General features: G+C 32.8%; 20 protein-coding genes and 2 rRNA genes. 7 read left to right on the forward strand and 15 right to left on the reverse strand.

Annotation, left to right across the window (positions count from 1 at the left end; all coding sequences use genetic code 11):
- Positions 1 to 303, forward strand: a 23S ribosomal RNA gene (locus HOG71_14655); the annotation flags it as partial.
- Between the two features lie 50 nt (positions 304 to 353).
- Positions 354 to 463: ribosomal RNA gene (gene rrf, locus HOG71_14660) — 5S ribosomal RNA — on the forward strand.
- A gap of 43 nt (positions 464 to 506) precedes the next feature.
- Here rrf and HOG71_14665 read toward each other — a convergent pair.
- Entirely contained in the window at positions 507 to 1,295 is a 789-nt protein-coding gene (locus HOG71_14665) for a site-specific DNA-methyltransferase (GenBank protein ID MBT5992089.1), read from the reverse strand.
- 838 nt (positions 1,296 to 2,133) lie between these two features.
- Between HOG71_14665 and HOG71_14670 the strand changes: the two genes are divergently transcribed.
- Positions 2,134 to 2,583: a hypothetical protein gene (locus tag HOG71_14670; GenBank protein ID MBT5992090.1), complete on the forward strand. Its 450-nt coding sequence runs from the start codon at positions 2,134 to 2,136 to the stop codon at positions 2,581 to 2,583.
- Here the strand turns inward: HOG71_14670 and HOG71_14675 are convergent.
- On the reverse strand, positions 2,573 to 3,172 hold the full coding sequence (locus tag HOG71_14675; protein MBT5992091.1) for a TlpA family protein disulfide reductase: 600 nt from the start codon (positions 3,170 to 3,172) through the stop codon (positions 2,573 to 2,575). The genes HOG71_14670 and HOG71_14675 overlap by 11 nt on opposite strands.
- Before the next feature lie 142 nt (positions 3,173 to 3,314).
- On the opposite strand from HOG71_14675, the gene HOG71_14680 reads away from it, so the two are divergent.
- Complete coding sequence (locus tag HOG71_14680) at positions 3,315 to 3,992, forward strand: hypothetical protein (protein ID MBT5992092.1); 678 nt, start codon at positions 3,315 to 3,317, stop codon at positions 3,990 to 3,992.
- 129 nt (positions 3,993 to 4,121) lie between these two features.
- Positions 4,122 to 5,819, forward strand: a complete 1,698-nt coding sequence (locus tag HOG71_14685; protein MBT5992093.1) for a peptidase M3 — start codon at positions 4,122 to 4,124, stop codon at positions 5,817 to 5,819.
- Positions 5,820 to 5,971: 152 nt separating this feature from the next.
- Here HOG71_14685 and HOG71_14690 read toward each other — a convergent pair whose 3' ends face one another.
- The 11 genes from HOG71_14690 to HOG71_14740 all read right to left on the reverse strand — a co-directional run bounded on the left by HOG71_14690 (position 5,972) and on the right by HOG71_14740 (position 16,233).
- Positions 5,972 to 6,598, reverse strand: coding sequence for a methyltransferase domain-containing protein (locus tag HOG71_14690; protein MBT5992094.1), 627 nt, complete (start codon positions 6,596 to 6,598; stop codon positions 5,972 to 5,974).
- 131 nt (positions 6,599 to 6,729) lie between these two features.
- Positions 6,730 to 6,906 carry a MarR family transcriptional regulator gene (locus HOG71_14695; GenBank protein ID MBT5992095.1) on the reverse strand — a complete coding sequence of 59 codons (177 nt, stop codon included), beginning with the start codon at positions 6,904 to 6,906 and terminating at the stop codon, positions 6,730 to 6,732.
- Positions 6,907 to 7,027: 121 nt separating this feature from the next.
- Positions 7,028 to 7,768, reverse strand: coding sequence for a hypothetical protein (locus HOG71_14700; protein MBT5992096.1), 741 nt, complete (start codon positions 7,766 to 7,768; stop codon positions 7,028 to 7,030).
- A complete protein-coding gene (locus tag HOG71_14705) occupies positions 7,758 to 9,869 on the reverse strand; it encodes a M48 family metalloprotease (protein ID MBT5992097.1) in 2,112 nt (703 codons plus the stop codon). Before HOG71_14705 ends, HOG71_14700 begins: the two co-directional genes overlap by 11 nt.
- Entirely contained in the window at positions 9,869 to 11,542 is a 1,674-nt protein-coding gene (locus HOG71_14710) for a hypothetical protein (protein ID MBT5992098.1), read from the reverse strand. The genes HOG71_14705 and HOG71_14710 overlap by 1 nt, the downstream gene beginning before the upstream one ends.
- Positions 11,543 to 11,562: 20 nt before the next feature.
- Positions 11,563 to 12,420 (reverse strand): hypothetical protein, encoded by an 858-nt coding sequence (locus tag HOG71_14715; GenBank protein ID MBT5992099.1) that lies wholly within the window; start codon positions 12,418 to 12,420, stop codon positions 11,563 to 11,565.
- Positions 12,365 to 13,219, reverse strand: coding sequence for a hypothetical protein (locus tag HOG71_14720; GenBank protein ID MBT5992100.1), 855 nt, complete (start codon positions 13,217 to 13,219; stop codon positions 12,365 to 12,367). The genes HOG71_14715 and HOG71_14720 overlap by 56 nt, the downstream gene beginning before the upstream one ends.
- Positions 13,216 to 13,623, reverse strand: a complete 408-nt coding sequence (locus HOG71_14725; GenBank protein MBT5992101.1) for a membrane protein insertion efficiency factor YidD — start codon at positions 13,621 to 13,623, stop codon at positions 13,216 to 13,218. The genes HOG71_14720 and HOG71_14725 overlap by 4 nt, the downstream gene beginning before the upstream one ends.
- Positions 13,624 to 14,021: 398 nt before the next feature.
- Positions 14,022 to 14,903, reverse strand: a complete 882-nt coding sequence (locus tag HOG71_14730) for a hypothetical protein (protein ID MBT5992102.1) — start codon at positions 14,901 to 14,903, stop codon at positions 14,022 to 14,024.
- Position 14,904: 1 nt separating this feature from the next.
- Complete coding sequence (locus tag HOG71_14735; protein MBT5992103.1) at positions 14,905 to 15,804, reverse strand: hypothetical protein; 900 nt, start codon at positions 15,802 to 15,804, stop codon at positions 14,905 to 14,907.
- A gap of 180 nt (positions 15,805 to 15,984) precedes the next feature.
- Entirely contained in the window at positions 15,985 to 16,233 is a 249-nt protein-coding gene (locus HOG71_14740; GenBank protein ID MBT5992104.1) for a hypothetical protein, read from the reverse strand.
- A 268-nt stretch (positions 16,234 to 16,501) separates the two neighbouring features.
- On the opposite strand from HOG71_14740, the gene HOG71_14745 reads away from it, so the two are divergent.
- Complete coding sequence (locus HOG71_14745) at positions 16,502 to 18,280, forward strand: DEAD/DEAH box helicase (GenBank protein MBT5992105.1); 1,779 nt, start codon at positions 16,502 to 16,504, stop codon at positions 18,278 to 18,280.
- A gap of 184 nt (positions 18,281 to 18,464) precedes the next feature.
- Here the strand turns inward: HOG71_14745 and HOG71_14750 are convergent, their stop codons facing one another.
- Positions 18,465 to 19,013 carry a transposase gene (locus HOG71_14750; GenBank protein MBT5992106.1) on the reverse strand — a complete coding sequence of 183 codons (549 nt, stop codon included), beginning with the start codon at positions 19,011 to 19,013 and terminating at the stop codon, positions 18,465 to 18,467.
- 88 nt (positions 19,014 to 19,101) lie between these two features.
- Positions 19,102 to 20,901, reverse strand: coding sequence for a translational GTPase TypA (typA, locus tag HOG71_14755; protein ID MBT5992107.1), 1,800 nt, complete (start codon positions 20,899 to 20,901; stop codon positions 19,102 to 19,104).
- Positions 20,902 to 21,112: 211 nt separating this feature from the next.
- Here typA and HOG71_14760 point away from each other — a divergent pair, with 211 nt between their 5' ends.
- On the forward strand, positions 21,113 to 21,484 hold the full coding sequence (locus HOG71_14760) for a hypothetical protein (protein MBT5992108.1): 372 nt from the start codon (positions 21,113 to 21,115) through the stop codon (positions 21,482 to 21,484).
- Positions 21,485 to 21,762 lie beyond the last annotated feature (278 nt).

Below are 21,762 nucleotides of genomic sequence, written 5' to 3' on the forward strand. Positions count from 1 at the left end.
GAGACAGTTCGGTCCCTATCTGTTGTGGGCGTTAGAAGTTTGAGAAGACCTGACTCTAGTACGAGAGGACCGAGTTGGACAAACCTCTGGTATACCTGTTGTGACGCCAGTTGCATCGCAGGGTAGCCACGTTTGGAAGAGATAAGCACTGAAAGCATCTAAGTGCGAAGCTCACTTCAAGATTAGACTTCTGTTTTAAGGGTCGTTAAAGACTATAACGTTGATAGGCTGCAGGTGTAAGAGCAGAAATGTTTTTAGCTGAGCAGTACTAATTACCCGTAAGCTTTCTAATTTTTTTAAATATTTTTGACATGTTAATTTATATCTGGAATATTTTACCAGACAAAATTTAATTTGGTGATTATTGCGGTGAGGATCACCTCTTCCCATTTCGAACAGAGAAGTTAAGCTCACTTGCGCAGATGTTACTGCCGTCAGGTGGGAAAGTATGTCATTGCCAAATTATTATAGCCCTCGTTGTTTTTTCAGCGAGGGTTTTTTTTGTGCTAATCTTTATCGTATTTGTATTTTTCAATACGCTCAAGTGATAGATTGTAATAGATTTTTGAAATTTCACTACCGATGTAATTTCGATTATTTAATAGAGCCATTTTTGCCGTTGTTCCACTACCCATAAACGGATCATAAATCAAATCTCCTTTATTGCTCCAGCTTAGTATATGATCGTTTGCTAATTTTTCAGGAAAAATTGCAGGATGTTTGAACGCAATTTCATCTTTAGTCGAATGTCCTTTTCCTACATGGTACTCCCAAATATTTGTTCTTCTTCCAAATGATTCATAACCTGCTCTTTTAATCTGTTTTAGATCTCCATTTTGTAATCTTTTTGTACCTGTGTCTCCTTTACGGCTTTCTTTATTTGGCCTATCTCTAATGAGATTAATTGTTTTTGGATGACCTTTGCTTAAAACAAACATATATTCAAAAGTTTGCCAATAGCTTTTATTATTTCCAACTGCTCCTCTTGATTGTTTTGCATAAATCATCGTATCAAAAAGATTGAAGCCAATTTCCTTAAAATATAAGGCTTGTTGAAATGACGTTCCTGTTTCATTACCTTTAACAGTTGCATCTCCAACAATCCATACCAATACACATCCATCTTTTAAAATCCTGTAAAGTTCTTTAGCTATTGCTTTGAAATCAAAGTCAGTATTATGGTAATCACGCATCGAATCGTAAGGAGGAGAGGTGAGAATCAATTCCACAAAATCATTTGGTATTTTGGCCATGGTTATCAGGCAGTTTTCATTGTAAATCGTATTTGTATTCATTTTCTTGTAGCTAAATTACAATATTCTATCGAGTTTACTCATGTAGAAATCTGATATGACTGAAGCGGACCTAATTCAATTCCGACCCACAATCAAAGTATAGCTGAATTTTGTCGTAAAATATCATCCTTACTAAGCATTTGAATATAGAGAAATATGTGAAAAGCAGGGTTGTCCCGAACTCAGCTTAAAAAGATAATAGGTCATTTTATTTAGCAGTACTGGCTTGATTTTTGGTAAACTTGTGCTATGTTATACGCCAAAATCAAAGTTAAACCTCTGGATTAAGTCTGCGACTTAATCCTATCTATTCATTTCTGTGTGTAGCTTAAAATTAATATTACAATATTCTCAGTCTAAGAGAAAGTGCTTGTAGGTTTAAGTTGCAAACTTAATCCTATCATTTATTTCTGTGTGTAGCTAAAAATTAATATTGCAATATTCTAAGTCAAAGAGTAAGTGCTTGTAGGTTTAAGTTCCAAACTTAAACTAGTGGTGTCTTTTGAGACAGCCTCAGTAGGCGAGGGAAAATACTCGTGGACTGTGTTCACCAGATGAAAGGAAAAATAATGTAGGACCGAATTATATTCGGTCAAATTTAGCATCCCGTTAGTTCGAATGCCAGCCTGATTTCTGGCAGGCAATTCGGACCTACAATTTCGTTGCAAATCCCTGCTTAAATAAGTCAATAATTCAGAGTGAGTTTGTGTTTACGCACCAGTGTCCTCTTTGAGAGACACTGATGAGACAAGTGGTCATAAGATGTGAAATGGCTTAATTCTTGGTTAATATACTTTTTCAAATCGTATAAATACTAAGTAAACTAGCCACAAATTCAATGTTATACGCTGAAAACAAAGTAAAATCATACAGCCTTATTTTTATTCAATTTGCAGCTATTGCAATCCTTTTAGTGAGTGATTCTGTTTTTATTGATAATTTGATTTTGCTGATTATACAAATTTCAGGCTTGTTTCTTGGGATTTGGGCTCTTTACGTAATGGGAAGAGGTAATATAAATATACCACCGGATTTGAAAGAGAATATTAAACTTACACAAAAAGGCCCTTATAAAGTCATACGCCATCCCATGTATACGGCTATAATTCTAACGCTTTTCCCTTTGGTTATTGAGAATTTCAGTATTTTTCGTTTGATAATCTTCATAATACTTATAGCCGACCTTGTTTATAAGCTTCATTGGGAAGAAAAAATGCTTCTAAAACGGTTTCCTGAATATTCTACTTATCAGAAGAAAAGCAGTAGGATTATTCCATTTATTTACTGAGTAAATCGTCAATTAAAGCTTTCACTTTATCGCCATCCCATTTTGCACTTCCTTTTTTATTAATCAAAATTTCTCCTTTTGGAGATATAATGAATGTGGTTGGAAGTGATCTTGATTCAAGTGCTACAGGCATGGCATCATACGTTAAGTATACTGGAAAGTCATAGCCTACTTTATCAAGAAATGCTTGAACAGTGGAAGGATTTTCATTACTCAGTATCACGAATTCAATGTCTTTTCCATACACATCATAAAGCCGCTGTATACTAGGAAACTCAGCAATACAATGAGGGCACCATGTTGCCCATGTATTCAGAAATATTGTTTTACCCTGAAATTCTGAAAACGGAATTATTTCTCCATCCAAATTTTGAATAGACCAATTATAATCCTTTTCACCAAGCTCTTCTATGTTTTTTTCAAGGCCAGGTTGAAAAAGCAACAGTTTTTTAACTCCGACTATTAGCTCATTTCTTGATGTAGGGAATAATAGGGCTATTAATATGGCAACAAAGACGATATCAGATGCTATTCCAAATTTGGATTTTTTGCTTGTATATGCTTTTATTCTTTCCTTTATACTCTTCATTACAAATGCAATTTTGCATTCTTATTCAAATACTCTGCCTAAAAATTTGCAATTGCTATTGTATATTTTTTAATTTTGTAATTAAACCTTTGAGATAATTTAGTATCTAATCACTATTCCTGTTCATAAAATAATCAGAATGATGAAAAAAATTAAGATGAAAATGTTAGCCGTTCTCACCATAATAGGTTTAGGCTTATTAGTTGTTTCCTGCGAAAAAGAGAATGTATTGGTAGATGACAATACATCTGACCAATTAGCAAAAAGTATTGTTGAAAATGCAGAAATCCCCCTCGATAATTTGGGATTATTATTGGAGCCTGAATTTACTGATCCTGATGTAGATGCAGACATAGAAATTAGTAATGATGGTATTCCAGCAGATTCAGAATTGGAAAGTGTAGATGGTAAAGGTATTATATCTCCTAAGCTTCGGTTCCTGTTAGATAAATTGGATTTAAGCCCTGAGCAAGTTAAAAAACTACATTATTCAATTGTAAAATATAACAAATGTCGACATCATTTGTTTTTACAACTTAAAAAGTTAAACCATGAAATTATTGCTAAGGCAAACCAAAAGAAGCATGAGTTAATAGCCAGCTACAATGCTGGAAAAATAACAGAAGCTCAGCTTAAAGATGCGTTATATAAATTGAAATTACACACGAAGGAAGTATTGAAAACAAATCCTATCAGAAAGCAAATTATTGTGAACCTTCACAAATGTCATAAGGATTTTGTTGAAAATGTTCGTCTTATTCTGACTAAAGAGCAATGGGCGAAATGGGTTAAGTGGCATAAACAAGGAGGGAAATTGTAATATAAATTCAGCGATAATAGATTATTGTCACCTTATTTTTGTTAATGGGGTGACATTTTTTTTATTTCAATTCTACTTACGCAATTTGTATTTTTGTAATCCTAGCCTATTAAATTAAAACCAAATTAAATGAAAAATGCATTAAAAGGATTAGCCGTTTTAATAATTGGAATTAGCCTGCTACTTTCATTCAGGAATCCACAAAAAGAGGATATGAAGCAAAAGTTGAAAGATTTTATTGTAAAATATGAGAATCAAGTTAAAGATTTAAATAGAGAAACAGCCTTGGCATATTTCAATGCTGCTGTTTCAGGAAGTGATGCTGATTACAAACTTGCTGAAGAAAATCAAATAAAGTTGAGCAAGATTCATTCAAATGTTGAGGATTATGAAGTGTTATTGCAGATTAAAGAATCTGGAGAAATTGTTGATGAGCTTCTTTCAAGGCAATTAACAAGTTTATATAATGCATTTCTTTTTAGTAGAATTGATGAAAAGAAACTTGAAGAGATGATTATGTTGAGTACTGATATTGAGAAAAAGTACAGTAATTTTCGAGCAATAGTGGGTGAAGAAAAACTTTCAGATAATGAAATTGAAAGGATATTGAAAGAGGAAACAGATTCTGAAAAATTAAAAGCAGTTTGGGAAGCGCATAAAAATATAGGTTTTTTAGTTGCAGAAGATGTTCTTACTTTAGTTAGGGTTCGCAATGAAATTGCCCAGCAATTAGAATTTAATAATTTTCATGAAATGAAGCTTTTGATGAGTGATCAGAATCCTGAAGATGTGTTCAAATTGTTTAATGAATTAGATGATTTAACGAGAGCAGATTTCATTGAGTTAAAAGGAGAAATTGATACTTATTTAGCAAAGAAAAATGGAATTTCAGTTGAAGAATTGAGGCCATGGCATTATCAAAATAGATTCTTTCAGGAAGCTCCAAGTATGTATGATGTTGATTTGGACAAATATTATAAAGGAAAAGATATTGAAAAGTTAACAAGCTCTTATTATGCCGGAATTGGATTAGATATTACCGATATTCTAGCCAATAGTGATTTATACGAAAAGCCTGGCAAAAACCAACATGCATTCTGTATTGATATTGATAATGAAGGAGATGTTAGAATATTGTGTAATATCAAAGATAATAGTTCATGGATGAATACCATGCTACATGAATATGGGCATGGCGTTTATGATAAATACATTGACAGGGATTTGCCTTATGTTTTAAGAGATCCAGCTCATACGTTTACAACTGAAGCTATTGCTCAAATGTTTGGTCGTTTTGCTTCCAATCCACAATGGTTAAAGGATGTTGTTGGCATTTCGTCTAAAGAAAAAAGAGCTATTACTGAGGAAAGTTTAAATACTTTAAGGTTGGAGCAATTGGTTTTTAGTCGTTGGGCACAAGTGATGTACAGATTTGAGAAAGGTATGTATGAAAATCCTGATCAGGATTTAAATAAATTGTGGTGGGATTTAGTAGAACAATATCAAATGGTGACAAGACCAGATAACAGGCAAGCTCCGGATTGGGCCAGTAAAGTGCATATTGCCACATCGCCATGTTACTACCATAATTATTTGCTAGGTGAACTCTTAGCTTCTCAGTTGTACTATTACATTACCAAAGAAATATTCAAGTCTGAAGATTATAAAAATCAAAGTTTTGCCAATAATAAAGCAGTTGGGGATTATTTATTAGAGAATATATTTAAACCTGGTGCTCGTTACTATTGGAATGACATGATTGAAAAAGCTACAGGAGAAAAATTAACTGCTAAATATTATGCAATGCAGTTTGTGAAAAATAAATAATTTAGAAGAAAGTTTATAGATGTCTGGGGTCCGTTTATGGCTTTAAAATTTCCATCTATACGCAAGTAGGTCCGAATTCAGTTCGGACTTACATATTTGGAGTTAAACATTGTATTTGAGAATAGAATGAAAGATTTTCTGAATTAATAACTTTACTTTTTAGATACAATAAACATAAATGCAGGACTGAAATCCTTCCTAAAAAAAGCGAATAACTTTTCTATTTTTAGAAGAATATATTTTGAAAAACTAATTTTTGATTTGCTATTATATTCGCTTAGCCAAAAGAATTCATAAGCTTGTAGTCTGGTTCTATTAATTAATTCAGTCATTGTTTTTGGGCAAAACCACATGGTATGTTCAGGGTTCATTCCATATTTATTGAAGAACAAAATAGATAGAAAGTTTCGAGCTCGATTCGAGTTAGGTGTAGTAATCACAATTATGCCATCATCTTCCATAAATGGAATGTATTGTTGAAGCAATTCTTGCGGATTTCCAACATGTTCGATTATGTCCGCCATGACTATTACCTCAAATTTAGATTTCAGTTGCTTTAGAGTATTCCAATTAATAAAATGATAATCATGTTCTTTAAGTTTATCAATTTCATCTTGTATAATATCAACTCCAACAATACTTTTTGCTGAATTTTTGATCTTTGCGTGTAACCAGTTTGGGTTTTTGTAATTGTTTTCCTGACCTATTGCACCAACGTCAAGTACTGACTTGTTTTTGCATAAATCTAGAATTTTTGCTTCTTTATTAACTACTGTCAAATTATTAATCTTTGATTATTTTTTCAAAGGAAACAAATCTTTTATAAGACTAGCATTGTGAAGTGAGAATGCTAGTATTAATCTCTTGTTTATTCAAGGAGAATAATTTTCTATTCTTGCAATTCCATTACTTACTTTGCCGTATAATAACACACCTTAGGTGAAATAATTGCTTCTTCCTTTTTGAGTGTTTTGATGGCTTTATCCACTTCTTTTTTGTCGACACCCATGATTTCTGCTACTTCAGCAGCTTTGAGTGGTTTTTCGGATGTTTTAATTGTATTGAATACTTGATCTTTGATTTCCATGAAATTTGTATTATTAATTGGAGCAAAATTAATGAAAGGGGATTAAGATAATGACTAATTCAGGATAAAATATTTGATAATAGCAAAATTCTTCTATGAAATCAAATAGTTATTTGTTCTATTAAAATAAATAACCAATACTTAATTTCGGGTAAATAAAAGTACCAAGATATCTTTCAAAGTAAACTCCCTCGATAGTTGAATCGCTAATTCGAATAAAATTCATATTGAACACACCTCTGTAGTAAGGGAAATGGGCAACAATATTCTCTGAACTAAGTGAAGAGGATTTTCCAAATTGAAGTCCAAATTCAAGGCGCATATCCAAAGTGAAATTTGATTTGAGATAGGTGTTTTTCCCCCAAAATCCTTTCAATTTATGAGAGCGATGATCGAATGGGGTGATGTACATAATGTCGCCAATAAGTTCACTTTGTTCGAAGCTACCAAGAAAAATTTCATAGCCATAACCCCAATAATGACCCAAAGGCAATTGCATTCCCGATAATCCGGAAGCGAGTATGTCGAATTCAAAAAGTAATCCCTTAGAGCTTCCCCAAATGGGAATATGTTCCCTTAAGTCTTTACTCACAAAGGCCAAATACACCGCATAAAACTCATCTCCATAATCATGATAGGCACGAAGCTGTGGGGTTGAGTTCCTATTGAACTTAAATCCCACAGACAAAGCCATGTCCTCTTTTATGGATCGAGTAAGTGTGAATCCATAATCACCACTAAATAAGGGGTTGAAGAAATCGAACTGAATCTGATTTTTTTTATTTAGAAATCCACCCTGAGCAAAATTGTCTTGTAAACTGCAGACAGAAAGTAAAATCAGAATAAGAAATTTAGTTTTCATTTTCTTGCTCTTTTAAAAGATGATAGGTTGTATTAAGGAAGTAAGCTTCGGTCATTTTGTAATAAACATCATTGGAATAAATTTTATTTTCACTTTTTGAAGCATCAAACTTATACATATTTATTTCATAGGTGTATCTTGCCGAACCCGATAGCATTTCCTGCACATCACCAATTTGGATGTATGGAATAAATGCTGTAACTATCGTTAATGCCCTTATGAGAGGCATGTAGCGTAGTGTTTGATCATCAAAATAACTTGTGTTCATATATTGAAATGTGCTGATCTCATTTTCCTTGTAGAAATACCAACTGTAAGGATCAAGATAATAAACATGTTTTTTATCCTTTTCTTCTATTTGCTTCTTTTTTTTGGTAAAATAGTATTCTTCTGAAACCTTTTCTCCTTTATGATCATCCATATATTCAAAATAAAGAGCCAAACTTAGCATATCCATGTACTCCCTGTATTTTTTAAAATCAGTAATTTTAAGTTCGTCTATCTTAATCAATTCATAAGATGAGAAATGCTTTCCCATTACATCCTTTAATGCAGTATAATAGTTATTTGTCAGTACTTCGGATTTGAAAAAACGATTGTAGTAGCCATATTTGTGATCTTCTAAATAATGAAACCGATCCATCAATATGATGTTTTTATTGTTTTTATCAAGTTCTGAAAATAAACTATTATGTAGAGCTGCCTTAGCAAACTCGGGGTATAAAGCATCTTCATATTCCAAATACTGATTCAAATATTCGAACATTGTATAAACTTTATCATGGTTGAAAAGGGCAATTGTTAAGTAGGATTCTGTAATGTTTTTATCGATTGCCAATTTTTCAAAATAATTAAATGCTTCTGTATATGTATTAAAAGGGAGGGAGTCTTTATTGATAAGGTTTGAATCTTGAATAAATAATACACTTGCCGAATCAGTTAAAATAAAATCAAGGTCGTTAAGAATACCTTCACCCTTTTTAAAATATGACCTCAGATCCTCTGTTAGAAAACCTTTTTCGGCTATTTTAGTATCTAAATAAATTAATCGTCTGATTGATTCAAGTAAATAATAGATGTAATCTTCATTATCTGGATCGAATAAATATTTCTTAAAGGCTGCCTCAGCACAATCATGATATTGTGCATTTTTCAATAGTAATTTTAATACTTCGATTTTTGCTATTGCTTGCAATTCGTTGAATTCTGACTCGCTAACAATAAAGTCTTTCTTATTTTCTTTACTAAAATTATCAAGATAATTCTCAAGGTTTTCAATTCGCTCAACTGCTTTGGGGTGAGATAATAGTAGATTTTCTTTTATTTCTTCCTTGCTTTTTAGTTCGGAGCCTGCATTTATTAGTTTTCGATTTTTCGATTTTTTTTCTAATCGATATTTTTCTTCTTCTTTCAAAAATTGATAAAAGTTTATTAACCCGTTGGTTAAACTATAGCCAGCAGTATTAGCTAAGTCAAAGCCTAAACTGTCGGCTAACCTTTCCATATCCCGATCTATAGCAGCATTGTCTATCCTGATTTCATGATTTGTATTTCGGTTTTTTTTGCTATACTGCTCTAATTTTCTGAAAAATGACGATTCCACATCATTATTAATATAATGTGCTAATTCGTGTGCAATAATTATGGCCAGACTTGCCTCATTTGCCACCTCAGCCAATAAACCAATATTGATAAAAACAGATCCATCATGAATTGCAAAGGCGTTTATTGATGGCGATCGTGTTAAATAAATTTGTAGATTTTCATCTTTAAGTTTTGCTGGTAAAACCTGTTTCAGTACTTTTTGAAGATAGTCCTCCATGGCTGGCCACTCCATATAAACAACTCCTTTGTCAAACAAATTCTGCTTTCCAAAAGCCATTAGTTCAGCATAGCGTTCTTTTTCATCCATTTTATTCGGAACACTCAATTTGTCAAGAATGTCGTAATAATTTTGTTCAGGATCGAAAAAATACTTGTCAGGAAAACTTTCAGGCATGGAATAACTGGAAGTTTTAGTTGTCTGAGCAACAGCATAATAGGATAAAAATCCTATTAGCTGCACACAGATTATTAAGGTGAGCGTTTTAAACAATTTCATTATTCAAAAGCGATTTTACTAAAATAAAAAACAGTTGATTTTCTTTTTTCGCCTTTTTTTCGAGCACTTCTTTTTTTCACCAGTCGTTGTTTTCCACTTGCTAAAAAGTAGTTGTCGTACCAAAAGTCTAATTCTTCATCATAGTTAGTACTTGATTTTTTATATTTTCTATTGAACTCAATTTTTACACTTCTTTTACCATCTAATATATCGCTTCCACTTAAAATTTTTGACTTAATGTAACCTCCATGTGAATAGGCTAAAACAATCTCCTCTTCTTGTATCATTACTTTTACTCTTTCTTTTAAGTTCATGGTTAATATATCCTGAATTTTAAAAGAGTGATCCCAGACCATTTCACCGTCCTTATCAAAACCTGCTGCAATTGCATGGGTGTATCTCCATCCATCAAAAACCTGTCGCGATTGAGTGGTTGTTTGCCCTTGTGAATTTGTTGTTGTATAATATTCTGTATGATATTCTGGGTAGTAAGCTTCTGCTACCATAATAGTGATATCATCTTGCTTTATAAGATCGTGTACAAGCAATCTGTATGAAAAAGTAATGTCTTTTCCTTTTTCTTTTCTCTTGGCTAATTTTTTCTTCGTTCTTTTTTCTGAGCCAGCTGATATGGCAATGAGTGCTTCATCAAAATTTTCGAAACCATAATATTTGATAAACTCTTGTTCGTTATCGATCAGTTTAGTAATGTATAATCCATGAGCAACTTCTGCCGGACCAACATAGCTTCTAAACATAGTATTGGTCATAAACTTAGCTACGAAATTTTTGTCTTTGAGCGGTTTGGTATAAGTGCCAATCATAATTTTCTCATTGGCCGACAAGGATGTGATTTTACCACTAGTAATTAAATTTCCTCCTTTCGAGTCAATTTTATAATCACTAATAAAATCTCCTTCCACATCGAGCTCATATACATAGGTGTAATTTACTTTGTTGTATTTATTCAGAATAATAATATTGGCTGATTTCGAATAGTTGTCATAGGTAATATCTGAAACCTTTGAACCTCCCTTTATTTTAATCGCTTTGAGTTCAGCTAAATCATCGCTGAAATCAGTATAATAAACTACAGGGTTGGTGTTGTTAGGATTTAGACCCAGAAAAAAAGGAATGAAACAAGTGCTATAGGCCAGACAAACTTTTGCGCAAGCAAGGTATTGGTTTGGAACTGATGTGCCTCCAAAACAGATAGATGCATTGCCCATATTGCACATATCAATTTCACTAAAATTAAGCGATTTGCCTCCAATATCAGTTATTGATCCATTCTTAACATCTATTTTTATTAACTTATAATCAGAACTACTAGCGCCTGTTGCATGAAAAAGCGTGTATAAAAATTTCCCATCGTAGGTGAACTTTTTCAACGTCAACCACCTATCAATGGAAACCATTTCATCCCAATCTTCTTTAAAACTGGTATTGTATTTTGTAAATACCCATTCCCGTTCTCCCTTACTTTCGCCCTTTTCATCTGTTTCGTAAAACATGACAACACCTTCATCTCCAACGGGAACAACATAATAGTCGTCTGCACCTTTAACCTTAATTTCTACCCTTTCTAATTCAGAGTCATCATCCTTTTGTGCAAAACTTGAAAATCCCAGTAAGAATATACTGCATGTTAGTAATGTGATTTTTGCATTCATAGTTTTTAATTTAATGTTTTTCATAGTTTTTTTTGATTTTCTATTTTTAATATATATGCTTTAAAAGTGTCCTTAAATTCATTTTGAATAGCATCATTGTGTTTATTTGCAAGAGTCTGAGCATATTTTGCTCCTCCAACATAAACACTTATTAAATAGCCAATACCAGTTGAAAAGGCAGATATTGGATAGCCTTGAACAAAGCTTATATAAGTGTAGGTTGCCAATCCAGCATGCAACAACAAACTGCTGAATCCTCTGCCCGCATAACCAGAATAGGCTTGTCCCAGACCTGGGACAATGAATGATAAAGTTTTAGCCGTTTTCCTTTTCTTGAATCCATTTTTGTGGATCAGCTCCTCATATTTTGATAAAAAGGAGTCATTCAAATTATTCAAGAGCATGTATTTAGCATATTGGGATTGGGCCTGTTCCCATTCATGTAGTTCATTAAATACAAGTATACTTAGAAATATGGATTTATCAGCGATGGTTGAATCCGCAAAAGCATATTTCATTTTACTGAGTTCGTTTTTTGCGCGGCTATAATTATGAGACAAATAGTAACACAGTGCTTTCTCATATAAAATCAGATATTTAAAAGAATCTGTCCAATTTGATAAAATATTAATTCGAAAAAGACTTTTAATGGCATCTGTATAATGATGTGCTGCTTTTTGAGCATAGGATTTTTTTAATAGAGATTGGGCTTGTATCAGCACGTCATCATGCTGGTAAATAATCTGCTCATATGCCACCAATGCAGCTAAATAGTCTCCTGCAATTGCAAGACTATCTGTACGCTGGTATGAGACAGAGTCGCTACCAAACAATGTATTGCTCCAGAGAAGCAACATAATGATGATGTATTTGGTCATAAACCTCTTGTTTTTTAATTTTTAAAGACAATGCTGAACCCCAAATATTACTGATATAGAAAACACTGAAAATAGAACCAAAAGCAATAAAACGCGGATCTTTGTATCCTTTTTTAAAATAAGCTTCAGCGCTTTGCAAGCCCCAAATTGCGAGCACTGAAAATGAAGCTAAACCTTGCTTTGGTTTCCCAGAATAAACTCTTCCCAAGCCAGGAACTGCTGCCGACATTAAGCCTGCTAACATAGCCGATTTTCGATTTAACTTTTCTAACTCATCCATTGATTTGCTTAAATCAGCTGTGTTTTTGACAAATACATTACACTTATCCAAGTGATCTCTATAATTGCTTTGAGTATTTCGTTTTGATCTTTTATCGTGAACTGATAGTGAATATTTGTTGAATATTTCCAAACAATTACAATAACTGTCTGAGTTATTAATTTGCTCCAATGATTTTAGACTTTGTTGAAACGAATTGTTGTTCAACTCGATCAGAGCTTTTGTTTTATAGGCAGAATTAAATTGCGGATGCGAGGAATGGTTGATTAAGCCAAGATATCTTATAGCGGAATCAGAGTTTAATTGATAATAATTTTTTGCAATTAAAATGACAATAGAATCTTTCTGATTTTGATTTAACTGTTCATTTTTGCTTAATGATTGTAAGAAAAAGATGCCTTCCTCATATAATTTAGTTTCATATAAATGATTAATAAATCCAATTTCTTCCGCTAATGATTGAGCCTTTATCGGCTGATAAATTATTAGTAGAACGAAAGAGAGGAGGATTTTTGTCATTTATTTAAGTATTGAGAAGGTAAGTCAACTATTTGACCTAATTCATTAAAAGACTCAGGAGGTAATTCTGAGATATTCAAGTTGTTACATCTATTCAGCCTGTCTGCAGACAAAAGTACTCCTTTAATCCATCCATAATCTGAAATTGCTTGCTTGCTGAAATTTGAACAGGATAATTCATAGGGGCAGTTAGATATTGTTTGGGGTGAAATTACATTTTGATATAAATACATAGTGCCAGCCAGAACCCATCCAACAGGATTTATTTTCGCAAGGAAACTACTATTTGCTTTAATCAAAGATTTTGAATTATGCGCGTGGCAATTATGTTCATGATAGTCTGCTGCACTGGAAATAAACTTCAAATCGGATTGATGATCTTGTGCATATAGATCACTACTCAAGGAAAACAAATAGCAAAATAGGCATGTTATATAGCAGAATAATCTTAACGAAGATTTATATACTATTTTGTTATCGCTTAATTGAAACATTTGAGGATAGTGAGAGCCATTGAATAATGATTTGTTCGAAAATAAAAATACGAAAAAAATAAGAAGATTAATTTAGATACTTGATTTTTGAAAAAAATAATAATTAGAACAATTACTGCTTTTGTTTGGAATCCGATCAATTGTTATCAGTAATGATATAGTCTTTATTTTTTTAAAATATATTGCAGGTTTAAGCAATTGTTTTGCCTCTGGTAAGATGCTACTTCTTTTTTATTGATTGGTGAAAAAATAAGAAGAGATAAGTTTATGGTAGGGGGTTAAGTATCAGACTTAAAACCAAGCAAGCATTAATAAACATGATAGAATAATCGAGCCTGATAAATTTTATTTTGATCCTCATATTTATCGTAATCAAGAATTTCAAATAAATAATCATGTTGACCCTTTTTTCGAGTGTCTAATTTATACCGAACAAGTCCATTAATAAAGCTGATTGTGTCGTTATTAATCAATAACTGTTGTTGTGATTTGGAAGAATATTCTGTCAATAATATTTCTGCTTCAGCAATTTCACCTTTTTTATACAAATTCTTTTGCATGACGACAACAGGTAATTGGGAATCAAACTCTAGTTTCTTTGGTTGATTTTGAAGAAAACTATTTATTAAATCAATTTTTAACTGTTCTAAAGATATTTGTATGAGTTTTAATTGTAAAAGGCTGTTTAGAACATTTTTGTTTTTGTAGGTATTAGCATAATAAACTGATTTATCGAGATAAGAGGAGTAGAAAGAGTAAATAGTTGTGTCATTAGTTAATGCTAATATTCTATTGGTCAAATAATCAATGTCATTTAGTAGTCTGTTATATTTGATTTTACAACTGTAGGGCACTTTTTTAAAGTAGTTTTTTATATTATTGCTGTTATTTGATTGCTTTTCCAGGAAAATTTCATTTTTTTCTAATAACTCTTTTTCGAGAAGGGATACCTTCGAACTGAATGATTTATAAATGTTATCAATAGAGTCTATTGAAGCTGAATATTGTTTTTTGAAGTAATTTGATGTATGAGTAAATCTGTAGCATTGATCCATTTGTTTATCAGAGATTTCTAACAATTCGTCATAAACATATACTTCTGAATTATACATTTCAATAAAATAGTTCTGATTATCAGAATTGCAGGAAACAATCAAGAATACTGATGATATAATGAGTAAGTACTTCATTTTAATAAACTAAATAATCAATTATAATAGGAAATTCTGTTTTTTCATTATTATTTAATGTAGTCATGCTTCCTTCAAATATGTTAAATCCTGTTTTTTTTGTGGGAAGTATTGCTTTTTGTTTTCCATACTCAAAGAATGTTTCACAGTTTTCAATGGTAACATCTGTTTTGATTTTAGAATTGTAGGCTCCAAGTACAATCGTACAGTATGCAGTGTCATTTTGAAAGAGTATTTGCCTGTCCATAGATACAACAGGGATCATTCTGTCAAAACGGTAATCAGACACTCCAATACACTTAATTTGAGTTAAAATAAGTTTGTGATTAAGTCGGATAATCTCTTGTTTTAATCGTAAAAGTGTAATTAATAATTCTGCATTTGAGAGGTTCGTAAATGTTTCCTTTACCCATTCAGTCTTGTTTTTAACCTGAATGAGGTGAATATCTTCGATATATGTTTTACTTACATATTTTGAAAAAGTAGCCGTGGACTGTAAGAATTGATCATTAATTTGAGCAATTCTCTTCGCTATTTCATTTCCAAGGTGCTTATTGAAAATTAAGTCATTACACTCATTCTTTGAACTTGGTTTATTTAATGAGTATATGTCTTCATTGGAAGAAATTAGCTTTACTATAGAATCAATGTATTGCATGAAGTTTTCAGTATTTTCATTTAAACTAATTGCATTATCATAAAAGATTTTTAGACTGTTTGGCATCCATGGCAATAAATTACCAAACTGTTCCAGCGTTTTATAATTATCGTCAATTAAGGTTACTGTTGATTTTTGTATCTGATTACATAAAAACTGATTGTATTCCATCTCCTTATCCCTGTTTGAACAGGAGCAAAGAATTAGGGCTAGAGTAATGAATAATAGTAGTTTATACTTCATTGAAGTTTCTTTGATATGTTTACTAACGATATCGTACTAGCATTATTGTGATTTCAACAATTCATGTAATTTCTTTGGAACTTGTCCATAATATGAGGTTTTTGTATTTGCAATAATAAACGAATGATTTAATTTGATTGGGATTAAGTCACAGACTTAATCCAGAGAGGGTTTTAACAATCAGCTTTTCTTGTTTTTTAGCCATGCATTTGTTTTGTATTTCAACTCTTCTTCAGACACAGTCCTGCCTGATTGAATATCTTCTTCACTTATTTTTAGCATTAAAATTTGTTCGTGTGTTAGTTCAAAAACTTCATCATTCGCAGAATTGGAAGAAATTAGATTATCCAATGCTAACAGGAACTTTTTGTTGCGAATTGTTAATATTTTTTCAATCAAGCCATTTCGTATGTTGTCAACTGTAGCCATATCTCAAAATTAGCAAAACTTTCAATATTAAACATATTGGCTAATTCAATATAGATCCGAAATTGATTCGGGTTTACACAATTACATCTAGAAATCACCATGAGCTAAGTATGCGCTGAGTGACCTGATGCATTGCCTTAATAATTTGGTATTAACTTTTTGAAAATCAAGTATTTTGCATCTATATCCATTTATTACAATTACTTTTGCAGCTTGAATAAACAATGATTTGTAAGCGCTATTGCTTAGAGATTGACAAGAAAAACACATGATTACATTTGATTCTTTAGGACTGAGCTCTGAAATTCTCAAAGCCACAAAAGAATTGGGTTTCGAAAATCCAACTCCTATTCAGGAAAAAACAATTCCTGTTATACTTAGCACCGAAAGTGATATTATTTCACTGGCACAAACCGGAACTGGTAAAACTGCTGCTTTTGGTTTGCCATTGATAGAACTTAGCGATCCTTTATCATCTGATGTGCAGGCATTGGTATTGAGTCCAACACGTGAACTATGTGTACAGATTACTAAAGATATAGCCAATTATTCAAAATATTTACCAGACTTTGGCGTAACTGCTGTTTATGGTGGTGCTGATATTGGCAAGCAAACCAGAGATTTGAAAAGGCAACCTCAATTGGTTGTTGGTACTCCAGGACGTGTGCTTGATATGATCAAAAGAAGAATACTGAAGGTAAAGCATATTAAATATTTGGTACTTGATGAAGCAGATGAAATGCTGAACATGGGTTTCAAAGATGATTTGGATGCCATTTTAGCTAATACTCCTCAGGAAAAAAGAACCTTTTTGTTCTCGGCCACTATGCCGAATGAGATTATTCGTATTACCAATAATTACATGAGTAATCCGGTTGAAATTACTGCTGGTAAAAAGAATATTGGAGCTGATGATGTATCACATGAATATTATGTGGTTCAGGCAAAACATCGTTATGAAGCATTGAAGCGTTTAGCAGATATTAATCCTAAAATTTATGGTATTGTATTCTGTAGGACACGTAAGGAGACAAAGGAAATTGCTGATAAATTTATTGGAGATGGTTATAGTGCTGACGCACTGCATGGTGATTTATCGCAAGCCCAGCGCGATCATGTAATGAGCCGTTTCCGTTCAAAGACTATTCAAATGTTGGTAGCAACCGATGTTGCTGCACGTGGATTGGATGTTAATGATCTTACGCATGTTATCAATTATAATTTACCTGATGAATTAGAGCTGTATATCCACCGTAGTGGTCGAACCGGTAGAGCAGGAAAGAAGGGTGTTTGTATTTCCATTATTCATGTGAAGGATAAGCGGAAAATCAGGGATATTGAGAAAATGATCAGTAAACAGTTCACATTGAAAGAGGTGCCTAATGGATCTGAAATTTGTGGAAAGCAGCTGTTTAATCTCATTGACAGGATGGAACATACACAAGTAAATGAAACAGAAATTGAGGCATATATGCCTGAGATTTATAAAAAACTTGAATGGATGAGTCGGGAGGATTTAATCAAGCGATTTGTATCTGTTGAGTTTAATCGATTCCTTTCTTATTATGAGAATGCTCAAGATCTTAATAAAGTTGAAAGAGATGATAGATCTGATAGACCTGATAGAAAGGGACGTTCTGATCGCTCAGATCGTTCTGATAATTTAGACAGAGGCAATAAAGAAAGAAAGAGATCAAGAGATGCCAACTTTAGCCGTTTCTTTATCAATCTTGGTATCAAGCAAGGGTTAAATCCTGCACGATTGATGGGATTAATAAACGAGCAAACGCGGTCGAAAAATATTGAAATTGGACGTATTGATATCATGAAGAAATTCTCCTTTTTCGAAGTGGAAAATAGTTTTGAAAAATCAATTTTAGATTCTTTTTTGGGTGGCAAACCTGCCATATTTGAAGGGACTAAAGTAGCTGTTGAAATTTCAAAACCAGAGTCAAAGCCCAAACCACGACTCAAGCCTGATTTTCCTGCAAAGGATTTTAAAAAATCAAGAAGTGGTGGTGCTGCAAGAAAGAGAAAGAGTTATTAATTCCTAGTTGAAACGTCATCGCGAGGACAAAGGACGAAACAATCTCCTCATTAGGTTTCCGTGTATAATTTGTAGATTGCAGCGCATCATTGCATTTTGCTCGCAATGACGATTTATAAAATCAACTCTGGTTTCAGTTTGCAACTGAAACCTTTGAATGATGTAAGTTTAAAACTTACAATTCCTAAACAATAAATTCGATATCTAGCAATCCTTTTCCACCTACATAATCAATGGCACTGCTGTATGTATACTCTTCAGGAATGTTGACTAACCCAGCTTTTACGGGATTATTATGTAAATAATCCAATCTCTGATCAATCATTTTGTTGGTTTCCAATTCAACAGGATGATTGTTTTGTTGCCAGACTTGATAGTTTTTGTTATTGGAATTTTTCTCTCCATGAGATTTTAATAGCCAAAGAATCCAGTTTCTTCTGCTTTCTTCTGGATGATTCAAAGCTTCAATAATTCTTTTTGACGTAAATTTCTTATGATCTCTTAATATATCAGAAAGCTTGTAATTCTCTTTTGCTGAAGCAATTAGATGGACATGGTTGCTCATGATTACCCATGCATACAAAATCAATCCTTTTTCATTCTGACAATGTTTTAAACTGTCAACTACAATGTCTTTGTAAACTGGTCTTGTAAAAATGTCAATCCATTCAACTGTAGAATATGTTAAGAAGTGTGGATTTTGATGGTTCTGTATTGTATATTTTGATGGCATTAATATGAAAGTTACAAACTTTCATAAATAAAAAGGATTAAGTCGCAGACTTAATCCAGAGTATAATAATGTATTATTAATTTCATTTTTACCTAGCCGCTCTTTTCCTATCATGCTCGTTGAGCAGGATTTTACGCATACGGTAAATCTTTGGAGTTACTTCTAAATATTCATCCTCTTTGATGTACTCGAGTGCTTCTTCCAAGCTGAATTTAATAGCAGGTGCAATGTGCATTTTTTCATCAGTTCCTGCAGCACGGACATTGGAGAGTTTCTTTGTTTTGGTGACTTTAACGATCATGTCTTCTTGTTTGTTGTTTTCGCCAACTACCTGACCACCATAAATTTCTTCTCCTGCATTAATGAAAAACTTACCTCTGTCTTGTAAATTATGCAAAGAGTAGGGTATAGATGTACCTGCATCCATCGCGATTAATGAACCATTTCGTCTACTTTGCATATCTCCTTTCCAAGGCAAAAATGCTTTGAAACGATGAGCCATAATTGCTTCTCCTTCCGTTGCAGTAAGTACTTTATTTCGTAATCCGATTAAACCTCGTGAAGGGATATGGAACTCGATATTGACTCTATCGTTTTTTGTTTCCATGGTTAATAGTTCACCCTTACGCATACTTACTTGTTCAATTACTTTGCCCGACATACTTTCGGGTACATTTACCGTAAGTACTTCAACAGGCTCGTGTTTTTTGCCATTAATTTCCTTAACAATAACTTTTGGCTGACCCAGTTGAAGCTCAAACCCTTCACGTCTCATGGTTTCGATCAATATAGACAGGTGAAGAATTCCTCGTCCAAATACTATAAATGCATCAGCAGTTCCTGATTCCTCAACACGCAATGCAAGGTTTTTCTCTATTTCCTTCATCAATCTTTCTTTTAAATGACGAGAGGTAACATACTGACCATCCTGTCCAAAGAAAGGTGAATTATTAATGGTAAAAAGCATACTCATAGTTGGTTCATCTACAGCCATGCTTTTTAATCCTTCAGGATTTTCGAAATCAGCGATTGTATCACCAATATCAAAACCATCCATTCCTAAAATAGCACATATTTCACCTGAAGGAACCGGTGTTTTAATTTTTTCTTTACCCAAACCTTCAAAAGTGTAAATCTCTTTGATCTTGTTTTTCGAAATGCTTCCATCTTTTTTAACCAGGGAAACATTTTCGCCCCAATTTAGAGTTCCTCGAGTAATCCGGCCTACTGCGATCCGGCCAACATAAGATGAATAATCGATGGCAGAAATTTGCATTTGAGGTGATCCTTCAACTACCTTGAAAGGTTTAATATGTTCAATTATAGAATCCAACAAATAAGTGACATCTTCAGCAGGTTTTCTCCAGTCTTCAGACATCCAACCTGCTTTTGCAGAGCCATATACTGTTGGGAAATCCAATTGGTCTTCCGTAGCATCCAGACTATACATTAGTTCAAAAACAGCTTCTTGGGCTGATTCAGGATCACAGTTGGGCTTATCAACTTTATTAACTACTACAATAGGTTTGAGATTAAGTTCAATTGCTTTTTGCAGTACGAAACGGGTTTGAGGCATGGGGCCCTCAAAAGCATCTACAACTAGCAAAACACCATCTGCCATGTTCAGAACACGCTCTACTTCACCACCAAAATCTGCGTGACCAGGTGTGTCTATAATATTGATTTTAGTATCTTTATATCTTACAGAAACGTTTTTTGATAAAATAGTGATTCCTCTTTCTCTTTCCAGATCATTGCTGTCAAGAATCAATTCTCCCATGTCTTGATTATCTCTAAACAATTTAACCTGATGAAGGATTCTGTCAACTAATGTTGTTTTACCATGATCAACGTGTGCTATGATGGCAATGTTGCGTATTTCTGTCATTTTCTGTTATTTAAGCGGGTGCAAAGATAGATGAAGAAAATATATAATTAGCTTTATATGACACTTAAAGTAACCTGTTTAATTCTGAAACAGGAAGTTTTAATAATTATACAAAAGATGGGACTTTTGCAAATCGTTACAAGCAGATAATGTGTGACTTGTGATTTGGAATATTTCTTGACTGTATTAAATTATAAAAGAAATTTCAAGGATGTGGAAACGAAGCAAAAATAATTATTTAGGAGCAGGTGTTTTTGCTTTATGTTTAATCATCATTATTTCCTTCAGACCAATTATTCATCCCAGACCAAATAACTGTTATGTGATTTCAGGTGAAGTGGAGCAAATATGGTCGAGCGATGAAACGAGAGATATTAATATTCGAATTGCTGGAAATGACAAAGTGTTTTATATCAATAGAGGTCTGGACAGTGAACTGCGTACATTTAAATTAAAAACGCTTATTGGAGAACATATTGATATTTATGCAGTCAAGCATTGGACGATTCTTGATCCAAAAAGTAAAATACAGCATATTGCATGTGTAGTCAACGGAAGAGATACTCTATATACTGAGTTCTAGACAAATTTTTCAAAGTGACTTATTATATTTGTGAATAAACTTCAACTATGAAAATCTTCAAATCAATATTGCGCTTTTGCTTTGTTATACTTCATTTAAATTCATTCTCTCAAGATTCAGAATATTATAAAAAGTATATACCAAAATCAATTAAATCAACCTTTGTTCAACAGATAGAAGGTGTTCAGCTTGATGATAAACCTTGTATTCGTTTGAATTGTCGAGATGGTTTTTATTGTATTGACAGAACTATCAAAGGCAAGTCAAAGTCTTTCAAC

Source organism: Bacteroidota bacterium (assembly GCA_018698135.1).
Lineage (GTDB): Bacteria > Bacteroidota > Bacteroidia > CAILMK01 > JAAYUY01 > JABINZ01.

Coding starts and splice junctions, on each gene's coding strand:
- HOG71_14705 (MBT5992097.1), bottom strand. CDS start 9,869: ATGAAATTGTTTAAAACGCTCACCTTAATAATCTGTGTGCAGCTAATA.
- HOG71_14710 (MBT5992098.1), bottom strand. CDS start 11,542: ATGAATGCAAAAATCACATTACTAACATGCAGTATATTCTTACTGGGA.
- HOG71_14665 (MBT5992089.1), bottom strand. CDS start 1,295: ATGAATACAAATACGATTTACAATGAAAACTGCCTGATAACCATGGCC.
- HOG71_14675 (MBT5992091.1), bottom strand. CDS start 3,172: ATGAAGAGTATAAAGGAAAGAATAAAAGCATATACAAGCAAAAAATCC.
- HOG71_14730 (MBT5992102.1), bottom strand. CDS start 14,903: ATGAAGTACTTACTCATTATATCATCAGTATTCTTGATTGTTTCCTGC.
- HOG71_14715 (MBT5992099.1), bottom strand. CDS start 12,420: ATGACCAAATACATCATCATTATGTTGCTTCTCTGGAGCAATACATTG.
- HOG71_14670 (MBT5992090.1), top strand. CDS start 2,134: ATGTTATACGCTGAAAACAAAGTAAAATCATACAGCCTTATTTTTATT.
- HOG71_14735 (MBT5992103.1), bottom strand. CDS start 15,804: ATGAAGTATAAACTACTATTATTCATTACTCTAGCCCTAATTCTTTGC.
- HOG71_14745 (MBT5992105.1), top strand. CDS start 16,502: ATGATTACATTTGATTCTTTAGGACTGAGCTCTGAAATTCTCAAAGCC.
- HOG71_14760 (MBT5992108.1), top strand. CDS start 21,113: ATGTGGAAACGAAGCAAAAATAATTATTTAGGAGCAGGTGTTTTTGCT.
- HOG71_14685 (MBT5992093.1), top strand. CDS start 4,122: ATGAAAAATGCATTAAAAGGATTAGCCGTTTTAATAATTGGAATTAGC.
- HOG71_14700 (MBT5992096.1), bottom strand. CDS start 7,768: ATGAAAACTAAATTTCTTATTCTGATTTTACTTTCTGTCTGCAGTTTA.
- HOG71_14740 (MBT5992104.1), bottom strand. CDS start 16,233: ATGGCTACAGTTGACAACATACGAAATGGCTTGATTGAAAAAATATTA.
- HOG71_14720 (MBT5992100.1), bottom strand. CDS start 13,219: ATGACAAAAATCCTCCTCTCTTTCGTTCTACTAATAATTTATCAGCCG.
- HOG71_14695 (MBT5992095.1), bottom strand. CDS start 6,906: ATGGAAATCAAAGATCAAGTATTCAATACAATTAAAACATCCGAAAAA.
- HOG71_14750 (MBT5992106.1), bottom strand. CDS start 19,013: ATGCCATCAAAATATACAATACAGAACCATCAAAATCCACACTTCTTA.
- typA (MBT5992107.1), bottom strand. CDS start 20,901: ATGACAGAAATACGCAACATTGCCATCATAGCACACGTTGATCATGGT.
- HOG71_14680 (MBT5992092.1), top strand. CDS start 3,315: ATGAAAAAAATTAAGATGAAAATGTTAGCCGTTCTCACCATAATAGGT.